Raw genomic sequence first — 9,869 nt, forward strand, 5'->3', positions numbered from 1 at the left:
CCTTACTGATGATTTTTCGTGTCATGCCTGCTATGTGGGGATTGATGTTATTCGAATCAACTCGGTTTTGTTAACGGATCTAATTTAACCTTCGCATCCTTAAATCTCTGAGAATCTATTTTACCCAGTTCCTTTTCCCATAGTGGATTTATTTTAATATAGTATCCTGAACTCCTGGCATCGTTTATTAGTTCTTTTAATTCATCATTGTTGTTAATAATGCACAATTTATCAAATCGGCCTATTTTTATCGGCAATGCAAAGGTTGCGGGATAACTAAGTGACAAATCCGTGGCAGGGTTGATACAATCCATACTATGATGCACAAGCCTCTCACCGTCTCCGACCAATGTTGCATTAATTAAATCTATCAATATTCGGACACGTGCTGATGCATTACCAATATCAGGATCTTCGTTCTTATAGAAACTATCGGCGTTAGAATAGTCTTGCATTAGCTCATGATTAGTTGTTAGTTCTTTATGATACGAGTTCACTCGATGCTGAAATACTTTATGTGCAACATCAGGAATAAGTAAGTTATCTTGTGAGCCAAAATCACTGATATGTGGAGAAGCTATAAACAGGTCGTAGTCAGCAGTGAATGCCTTAGAACTCATTTCCGGTGCTAAGACTCTAATCGGTTTATTCTCATTTAATATAAGATAATCTTCCTCATTAGAGTCTAATATTTTTCTTGCTTCAAAAAAGTAATATTTGCCGCTGGGTCCTTGAGCTTTAAAAGTACGGACTCCATTAGTGTTTTCAACAGAAATATCATCAATAACCCCTTTTTCAAATAATGTATTAAGCCGTTTTTTGTTTATCGTCAAATCCACAGAAAAAGCATGTCTTTCACTTATACATTGTTTTACTTGTTGATTGAAATTGTCTATACATTCAACAGGTGCATCTTCCAGCTTACTAAAGCGTTGTTCCTCACAGATAAATCCTGTTTGAGGCCCCCAAGATGCACTTTTCCCTTTAATATGAAACCCTTTAGTTGGATATCCTGATTCGATTAACTCAGTTGCCAAATTATCTACGGGGCGGAAAGATATAATGCAATTTATTTCATTAGCTAGACGTTGAAGTGGTAATAAATGTTCATGTGCTATCCCTGTATTATCCTTAATGGAATTTATTAATATTTGCATCTCGTCATCGCAACTAATCCGATCATTATTTTTTGCGAATTCCTTACTGTACTGACAAGGAAGTACTACTGAAAGGTCATATCCGATTTTCATGTCGAACACTCATAAATAGATTTAGAGCCTATTTCAATAGGACTTTATTCCAGACAATAAGACCACAGGTAAAATGCAGCATGGCCTCGTAATTTTCAGACTTTTTTTCCCATCGGGTCATTAACCGGCGAAAGCAATTCATCCGGCTATGCGTCCTCTCGACGACCCAGCGATGGACCTTGAGTTCTGTGGTTTTACTGGCTTCTGATTCCTCTTTACGGGACTGGAGGTGCGGCTCGTAATGACGGCTCGCAGGTCTGTTTTCAGCCTGCCCGCACCGTACCCTTTGCCCAGGCAGAGCCTGATTCTTTGCCCCGGAGGTTCCGTCTGAAGCGCATCGCGTGTATCCGCAACCAGCTTGATATCATGTGTGTTGGCTGCTGCGACAACCAGCGACAGAGGAAGTCCGTTGGCATCAGTCATCAGACTGCGCTTTACGCCTTGTCTCCCTCTGTCTGTGGGATTGTGGCCTGTTTTTTTGTTCCTGACAACAGTGATTTGGTCATACAGTCGTCCATCGATAACCAGGACCAGTCAATGCCGTCCAAATGTTCACAGACCAGCAATCCGTTTTGCCAGAAGCGTCCGAAGACTTCTGCATTGCGCCACTCCCGGAAGCACCGGTGTGCAGAACTCGATGAACATATTCCTGTGGCATTCAGTGCGTTCCACTGGCATCCGGTTCTGAGGACGAAGAAGATGGCATCCATTGCGGCACGGTTATCAACGCGTTTCCGGTGCGTGCCGAGTGGATGATTGGTTTTGTGCTCAGGGATAAGCGGTGCCATTTTTTCCCAGAATTCATCGCTGATCCGCCACTGGCTTCCTGTCATATTTTCGCCTTCAGACATTATCAGTTACGACATTCGGAAATCCCTTCTGGGATAAGTTCTAAGTTTCTTCTCGTCCATAATTTTCCTGTCTCCGGTGGTGCAGTGAATATATCAAAAAAAGGCAATGTTACAGTTTCAACTGTTTTTTGGAATCATGCTTATCTAAGCTTGTGGTTGCATTACCATCCCGGTTAACCCGACAAGCACCAAAGTGAATAACTTCATATTTTACACCTGTTTTTTCTATTGCGTCGAAAACCTCAGATAAATGCTTTTTGTCAGTTACAAATGCAATATCTACTTCTTTATTTTCTGATTCATTTTGATGCTGATCTATGAGAGAATCTGTTTGTTCATGATGATACAATGCATAGTTTTTGACCGTGGCGCCATTGGTGATATATGCTTTCCTATATGTGGCCCATTTCATCATTTCATCTTTAATGTCAGAGGTTGACATATCACGACTTCTGGCCAATAGCTCTATGTCTGTATCACTGAAGCCGATGCGTGGTTCTAGACCATTAAGAACATCATGTGGTCGTTTATTTACTTCAGCAAGAACAGTTGGGCCTTTTGTGAAATTCTTATGTTTGATATAAAAATCTATACGTGTTCCATTGGGAACAGATGTCCATCCATCTCCGGATTGACGATGAAACATGGTTGAATCTCTTTCAATTTTTTCCATCCACCATGTGTCATAATAAAAATTGTTTCGCAAAGCCTGTCTGGCTTATGCTTATACCATTATGATTCAGGACTCTTGGTTTTCTATCCATTGCCACTGATGAATTAACTATACTTCTTATGCTTGACCATAAGTTATCCGTTGTTTTGTTATTAATTTTATATGCATGGCTCCTTTGTGATGGACGAGCAAACGATGTTAGTATAGGCAATTTCATGTGCTCTCCTATTTGTATCTAATAAAATCCTATATTGAATGATAATGAATCATGCGGTTTGCTGGAGCTATATTTTCTTGGAAAAACCAAGAGGCTCAGGAAACGTGTTACCCTACATGCTCCAACTATAATTATTTTTCTTCGCTTGGGTTAGTCTCTACATTGTGATAACAGCATAAAATCCGTTTATTCAACAAATCCCTAACAAAAATCAACTTTAAGCCTGAACGGTGGACTGCCCCCAAAACCATAGACAAATTCTGTCCTCACGACGAGGCCTGTTCAAAGGCTTCCGGACTGACGCCGCCACGGTGATGGTGGCGGCGGGTCCGGTTATAAAAGGTTCAATGAACGCGAAGATATCCGCCCGGGCCAGCCTCCATGTTTTATAGAGGCGTTTTCTGATACGCTCTTTTTTTGCGAACTGAAGAACGATTGGTAATGCATCCAATTGGTTGAATCTGATGTATAATGCTGTCTTTTTAGGTGATTGCATGGCCAGCGTTAACGTTCATTGTCCCCGTGGTCGGTCTGCTCAGGTTTATCGCCATGGTTAGAACCCTAAAGGCTCATGACCGGTTTCGCTGCCGTGGCTGCCACCGCGTCTTTCAGCTTACTTACGCCTATGGAGTCCGTAAACCGGGTATTAAAGAGCAGATCACTGAAATGGCCTTCAAGGGTGCCGGGGTACGCGATACCGCCAGAACACTGAAAATTGGCATTAACACCGTTATTCGGACTTTAAAAAACGCGTGCCAAAACGAATAACGTCTTCACCCGTCGCCCATACTGATGTGGATCTTATCTGCGAACTCGATGAGCAATGGATCTTCGTGGGCAGTAAAGCCTGGCGGAACTGGTTCTGGTACGCGTACAACACCAAAACAGGTGGTGTATTGGCCTACACTTTTGGGGTCCCAGAACCGATGAAAGCTGCCGGGAGCTACAGGTACTGCGCATGCCATTAAACATTGGGATGAACACCCGCGACGACTGGGGCGGCGATGGCCGGGAGGTGCTGAAGGATAAGCATCTGATCGGAAAAATATTCACCCAACGCATTGAACGTAATAACCTGACGCTCCGCACCCGCATTGAGCGGCTTGCCCGTAAAACAATCTGCTTCTTACGCGCGATGAGATCCACGAAAAAGTCATCGAAGCTTTTATCGAAAAACACATGCTCTACTAATTGGACGCATTAGCCCCCCTGACGCTGCCGCCAAACCCAAAATCGCAGATCCATATTGAAAAATACGCTGAAAACAACCAATCATTTAAAAATCATTTAAATCGCTATAATATTATTCGCTATAATGGCGATAGCCGGTTTTTATTTGCTGTTATTTGTTGTGATGGCAAGGTTTATAATGAATACACTTAATTTTTATGAGGTGATTTATTTTAAGAAATAAACGCCGTTATTCGGCATGCATATTATCTTTATCTATCTATCCACATGTTTAAAAACTGGTCTATGCTTAGGTGACCATCCGTTCATGAACGCTGAGTTGTAACTTGATGTTGCTTTAAACGTAACCCATAATATGAAAGGAGTAACTGTGATGAAAAAATACGTTATGGCCTGCGCCCTGACCTTGATATATAACGTTTCATTCGCGGCACCGCTGCAATGCGTTAAAACCGATCCGGCACAAATCGCTGCGCTATTTGACCAGTGGAATAACTCGCTACAAAGCGGCGATCCTCAAAAGGTCACCGATAACTATTTAACTGATGCAGTATTACTCCCCACCGTCTCTAGCAAAACCAAGCTGACTCAAGACGATCGCATTACATATTTCAAGCGGTTCCTGGAGAAAAAGCCCCATGGGAAGATAGATAATCGCACGATAAAAATTGGCTGTAATCATGCTATAGACACAGGAACCTATACCTTCACCTTTGCAGATAACAGTAAAATCTCGGCTCGCTATACATTTACCTATGCTTGGGACGGTAACGCGTGGAAAATATCAACACACCACTCATCGGTGATGCCGTAGGGCCCTGATCAGCACCGCCCCCTCTTGCCAGTCCATACGGCTGGACTGGCCAGTGGCAGCCACATCTCTATCGATTACCTTGACCAAAATTGGCAGCAAAAAAGGTCTCGGCCCCCTCTCTGCTGGCCTCTTGCAGGCTTCCATGCTGAGCAATCTGAGCCGCGTAGTAGGATGCAAAACGGCCACAATCCTTACCATTCAACAGCGACTGCTCCCCACGGTGCTCAACCTCCACAGTAAAATCAGAGCCAGCATGCGCCAGACCTTCCTGCCGAAAGATCTCGGTTAAACGCTCTGCGCCACCGTAAAAATAATCCACAAACCCCCCTTTAGAATCATGCAGGATGGCTCTTTGCGCAACGCCGTCAGTGATGTTCACCTCCAGCAAGGTAAAATGCCCCCGCGGGCCAAATGGACCATAGGGGTTGCTCTGAGCGATAGGGATCAAGGCCTTCACGGAACCTGTCGGATATGCTGCAGTGAGATCTCTGAGGGTGTCGGAAACGGATCGGCCACCCGCCAACTGTGCCGCAGTCGTGCCAGACTCTTTTAGATCATGCGCGGTGGCACAAACGACATGGGTATCCCCCCCACAGACTTTGACCCTGAAAGCGGTGCGCTCAGCTCCTCCGACCTGGAAAGATCCTTTATGCTCCCACCCTTTATCCTCAGAAAAAATTTTGTCCAACCCCGTCGTTAACTCCCCCGGAGACATTTTTTCACCGAAGATGCCCAACAGCCGATGAATAAAGGATTGGAGCCATGCGCTAAAGCCCATGTGCTGTGGCTCATTAACCACGTTGTCAAACCTCTGATGATCGGACGTCAGGAGCGGAGTTTCTTCGTTAAAGTCTACAAAGTCACACGCTCCTGGTGAGACACCTGCGATGGGTGGCATAGGCATAAACACCTCACTTGATATTAAAGATAAGTTATAGATATATTATCACTCTGGCTTTTTCTATCGAAAAACCACTCAGCATTATGTTTTAGAATAGGGATTTCCTGAATCCGATGGTTTATATCGTGTGCAATAGAACCGCTTTTTGCCACAACGCACCATCCGCATTGATATTGGCAATGTGGATGTCACGATAAAGGGGTAATCCTGTCAAAAGGTTGGCTTTTTGATATCCTGCCGGGCTTGGTTGAATAACAGTGAATCATGCTGTTTTTGGGCGCTATTTCTGGTGGAAAAAATTAAGAGTTTCAGTAAACGTGTTTCCTACACATGCCGACTCCATGATTTTTGGTCGCCGGGGTGGGGCACCACATTGAGCTGACAGCATAAAATCTATGTATTCCACGTCGTCACCGATGAGAGATATCGGGCCTGCTGGTGTGGTTGACGGCGTTTAACATCGGCATGATCACCCGCGATGATTGGGGGAGCCCTATACGGGAAGTTCCGTGGGGTAAGCCGTTAACAGGAACAATATTCACGCAGCACAGTGAGCGTAACAGCCTGACGCTGCGTACCCGCATTAAGCGGCTGGCCCGGAAGCGCATTGGCTTCTCACGCGCCATCGCGCTCCACGAAAAAGTCACTGGTGCGTTATCGAAAAGCCTCTGTCCGACTCATCGGCGGCGCTACCGGCCAGAGTACGCAACAGGCGTTGGCGGAATAGGCCACAAATGACTATCAATCGCGGGCGCAGCAGAGCGTTCCGGCAACGTCGCTGACACGGTCGCCCCGATGCAGCATCAGTATGGCGGTCAGCCTGCGGGCATGATTTTTGTCACGCGTTTTATGGATAGTTTTCTGCATCAAGCGCCGGCCAGTTCGGGGAATGGGCGCTATGATCGGCATCGCTCAGTCCGGTTGGTGATTTTGATTGGTTTAGCGATTGATCAGATCGCACAATCCAGGCTGAATTCCCTCAAAGTGATCTACTATTCCGCGCAGCTATTTGGGCAGAGTAATTATTTTTTATTAACGTCATGAACTTCATGGGAAAACACGTGTTTCAAATCACTTCTCGGAATGTCATCATGCAATGATCCATCAGCCAGAGTGACTTCACAGGTGTGCTTGTTATCATTAGGAGTAATGCAGACGGCACCGATATAACCAGTGACTTGAGGTTGAGTAAAACCTTCGCTATGTAACGCATTAAAAAACCTATGTGCATAGGCCAATTTTCCATCTCCTTCCAAGTCGGGCTGAGCTGCCTTTTTTAGATCTTCATCTGATAGCGAAATAGGGCGCCTGGCTTCACCGCTGTGGCAGGTCAGTGTGTAAAATCGAGAAAAGTCACGAGGAACGAATCCTTTCAATGATTTTGCGACGGCTTCTGGAGTTGAATACTCATCCTTCTCGAGGCTGCATTCAATGTCTGCTTTACAGGCAGGAGAAGTATGACTTTGCTGGCTGCAACTATATAAATGGCTTAGATAGTTTACGTCAAACCTTTCATTCCCAATATACTCCCCAGCGACGTGTCCATGGCCCAATATATAAAGCTTATCGTCACCCCTAATATTTTTTAGGACTGATTTTTCTAGTATTTTTGTGTTTTGCAATGCTGATATTTTTTTTCTGTTTTCATGGCTATCTACATCCTTTAAATCTTTATTAAGTATTTCAAGTAATTGCGCTCTGGCCACTTCAAGCTTATCGACGTCTGCCTTGCTGTTTACTATCAGAGGTATCATGTCTTTCCCTTTGTTCATCATTATTTGATTCTCGTAACAGGTCAACTCGAGCATGTCTATTGTCGGGTTTGGAATGAAGATTGCCTTGCCAGGAATCTCCAACGTGTTCTGCAATCGGCCTGCGCAGGTTTCGCCAGAAAAAAAATAAGCAAATAAGTTTTTGATGCCAGTAAGGATCCCGTTATCACTGCTATCAACGTGGGGATGATTCTGATGCCAGCTGATTTTGTAGGACCCATCTGACAACTGCAAGATACATTCCTGTTTATTCTTTCGAATGTCGCTGAACTGCTCAGTACTTATGAAGCTTTCGACAGTATGGGTAGGTAAGTTAAATCGTGTTTCCATAGCTATATCCTAGTTGAATGGTAAAGTGATCAGACTCTCTATGTGAGCCAAAAGGGAGGAAGATCCATTTTCCATACATCCAGTAGCAAGGAGACCATATATTGCAGCTCACTTAGCCAAAGCCAGCTCTGATACAAGGTATCATAAAACGATTAGGTAATGCATCCAACTTAGATCCGCTAACAAAACTGTTCAACAAAGCGCAAGCAGATAACAGTACAAGCCAGCGTCAGCAATGCAATATGGGTATCCAGCCGCCGTTTGAAACGAACACGCAGCTTGCCAAAACCCGCTAACCACCCATGAGTGACGAAGGCTGTTGGGGCGGCAGAAGTGGCGGTAAGGATTTCCAGAGCTGCTTACTGATAATTTTTCGTGTCATGCCTACTATATGGGGATTGATGTTATTCGAATCAACTCGGTTTTGTTAGCGGCTCTTATTCCACGTCATCACCGATGAGAGATATCGGGCCTGCTGGTGTGGCTGACGGCGTTTAACATCGGCATGATCACCCGCGATGATTGGGGGAACCCTATACGGGAAGTTCCGTGGGGTAAGCCGTTAACAGGAACAATATTCACGCAGCACAGTGAGCGTAACAGCCTGATGCTGCGTACCCGCATTAAGCGGCTGGCCCGGAAGCGCATTGGCTTCTCACGCGCCATCGCGCTCCACGAAAAAGTCACTGGTGCGTTATCGAAAAGCCTCTGTCCGACTCATCGGCGGCGCTACCGGCCAGAGTACGCAACAGGCGTTGGCGGAATAGGCCACAAATGACTATCAATCGATATTGTCTCTGGTATTCTCATACCGCTATCAAACGCATGGGTATTTTTGTCATGCTGAATGGGGTATCGCGCTTATTTATTCTGCGCCTGTTTGATGGATTGTTCTGGCGTAATGAATGCGAAATATTAAAAATAAAAATATATAGATTTTAATTCTATATCAGAAATACCATGGTTATGGAGAAGGATGGCATTAATACCCCCGGTGGCTTGATGATTAAAAAGATTATATCTGTTAATGATCAATTGGATAGGGGTTGTGCGTCGGCAGATATGGCAATGATTTTCGTCTGCTGATATAATGCGAATAATTTAATATATCATACTGACTTTATTGGTCTAATAATATCAGTATCAGTACACCTGCCCAGTTTAGCCTTGTCGAGCCTTAAAACGAACGTTTGAATAACGTCGAAGGTTGCCGTGAATAAAATCATCAGTAGATCAATTGATATTATCCAAGTGCTAAATATGGAGTAGACAAAATGTCTTTCACAAAAAAACTGGCTTTAGCCGCACTGTTGGCTGCCCCCCTGTATGCCTCTGCCGCGGTCACTAACGGTCAGCTGACCTTTACCTGGCAGGGGACCATTCCCGCCCAGAGGTTAGCCGCCGACTGGCGGTTCACGGATGCCCTGGGGGCCGATTATATTCCCGCCCCCCAGACGCTTACCACCGCGGTTGATTCAACCGACAACACGCTGACATTGACCACCACTTCCCCCGTCACCTTTAATATCCAATCCGATAGCGTCATTAACGGTATCAGCGCCTATCTGGCCTCTGCTCCCATCGCCGTCGGGTTTAAGGGGAGCCGTCAGCTGGCTTTGCGGGACGCTCTGGGCGCACCTACGAATAACCAGATCCTGATCACCCTCAACAATGCGGCGCTCAAGGTGGGCAGCGCAAACGCCATTGACGTTGTCGGCGATGGCAGCGATCGTCCCATCAGCCTCGGCCTGTACGCGAAAGTAAGCGGTGATGGCTATGATGCCGGCAGCAGCGTCAGCTTTACCACGCCGGTGGTTTTCGCGGTTGATTTGGGTTGATTTGATTTGATCACGCTTTAATCATTAAATTC

At 45.2% G+C, this 9,869-nt stretch carries 6 protein-coding genes and 7 pseudogenes; 5 read left to right on the forward strand and 8 right to left on the reverse strand.

The features are described 5' to 3' along the window. Positions 1 to 56: 56 nt before the first annotated feature. The 4 genes and pseudogenes from EIEH_RS17125 to EIEH_RS18745 form a co-directional block, all read right to left on the reverse strand. Entirely contained in the window at positions 57 to 1,250 is a 1,194-nt protein-coding gene (locus EIEH_RS17125; RefSeq protein WP_015870859.1) for an anthrax toxin-like adenylyl cyclase domain-containing protein, read from the reverse strand. Between the two features lie 28 nt (positions 1,251 to 1,278). Beyond that, positions 1,279 to 2,083: pseudogene (locus EIEH_RS18315) on the reverse strand (IS5 family transposase). Positions 2,084 to 2,210: 127 nt separating this feature from the next. Then, on the reverse strand, positions 2,211 to 2,774 hold the full coding sequence (locus EIEH_RS18320) for a putative adhesin (protein ID WP_015870862.1): 564 nt from the start codon (positions 2,772 to 2,774) through the stop codon (positions 2,211 to 2,213). 483 nt (positions 2,775 to 3,257) lie between these two features. Continuing rightward, positions 3,258 to 3,429: pseudogene (locus tag EIEH_RS18745) on the reverse strand (IS3 family transposase); the annotation flags it as partial. 56 nt (positions 3,430 to 3,485) lie between these two features. On the opposite strand from EIEH_RS18745, the pseudogene EIEH_RS19925 reads away from it, so the two are divergent. Both EIEH_RS19925 and EIEH_RS01600 read left to right on the forward strand, forming a co-directional pair. Next, positions 3,486 to 4,182: pseudogene (locus EIEH_RS19925) on the forward strand (IS1 family transposase). Between the two features lie 373 nt (positions 4,183 to 4,555). Then, positions 4,556 to 4,996: an SgcJ/EcaC family oxidoreductase gene (locus tag EIEH_RS01600; RefSeq protein WP_015870865.1), complete on the forward strand. Its 441-nt coding sequence runs from the start codon at positions 4,556 to 4,558 to the stop codon at positions 4,994 to 4,996. A 67-nt stretch (positions 4,997 to 5,063) separates the two neighbouring features. Here the strand turns inward: EIEH_RS01600 and EIEH_RS01605 are convergent, their stop codons facing one another. Continuing rightward, positions 5,064 to 5,894 (reverse strand): hypothetical protein, encoded by an 831-nt coding sequence (locus EIEH_RS01605; protein WP_050977385.1) that lies wholly within the window; start codon positions 5,892 to 5,894, stop codon positions 5,064 to 5,066. Between the two features lie 435 nt (positions 5,895 to 6,329). On the opposite strand from EIEH_RS01605, the pseudogene EIEH_RS17140 reads away from it, so the two are divergent. Next, positions 6,330 to 6,551 (forward strand): annotated as a pseudogene (locus tag EIEH_RS17140) (IS1 family transposase); the annotation flags it as partial. A 93-nt stretch (positions 6,552 to 6,644) separates the two neighbouring features. On the opposite strand, the pseudogene EIEH_RS18750 reads toward EIEH_RS17140, so the two are convergent. From EIEH_RS18750 to EIEH_RS17150, 3 genes and pseudogenes are all read right to left on the reverse strand, one after another. Beyond that, positions 6,645 to 6,806: pseudogene (locus EIEH_RS18750) on the reverse strand (IS630 family transposase); the annotation flags it as partial. 113 nt (positions 6,807 to 6,919) lie between these two features. Beyond that, a complete protein-coding gene (locus EIEH_RS01615; RefSeq protein ID WP_015870868.1) occupies positions 6,920 to 7,999 on the reverse strand; it encodes a hypothetical protein in 1,080 nt (359 codons plus the stop codon). Between the two features lie 179 nt (positions 8,000 to 8,178). Next, positions 8,179 to 8,307 (reverse strand): annotated as a pseudogene (locus EIEH_RS17150) (IS5/IS1182 family transposase); the annotation flags it as partial. 164 nt (positions 8,308 to 8,471) lie between these two features. Between EIEH_RS17150 and EIEH_RS17155 the strand changes: the two are divergent. Together EIEH_RS17155 and EIEH_RS01620 are read left to right on the forward strand one after the other, a co-directional pair. Next, a pseudogene (locus EIEH_RS17155) lies at positions 8,472 to 8,693 on the forward strand (IS1 family transposase); the annotation flags it as partial. A gap of 580 nt (positions 8,694 to 9,273) precedes the next feature. Beyond that, entirely contained in the window at positions 9,274 to 9,837 is a 564-nt protein-coding gene (locus EIEH_RS01620; RefSeq protein WP_015870872.1) for a hypothetical protein, read from the forward strand. Positions 9,838 to 9,869 lie beyond the last annotated feature (32 nt).

The sequence above is a fragment of the Edwardsiella ictaluri ATCC 33202 genome (assembly GCF_000264785.1).
GTDB lineage: Bacteria > Pseudomonadota > Gammaproteobacteria > Enterobacterales > Enterobacteriaceae > Edwardsiella > Edwardsiella ictaluri.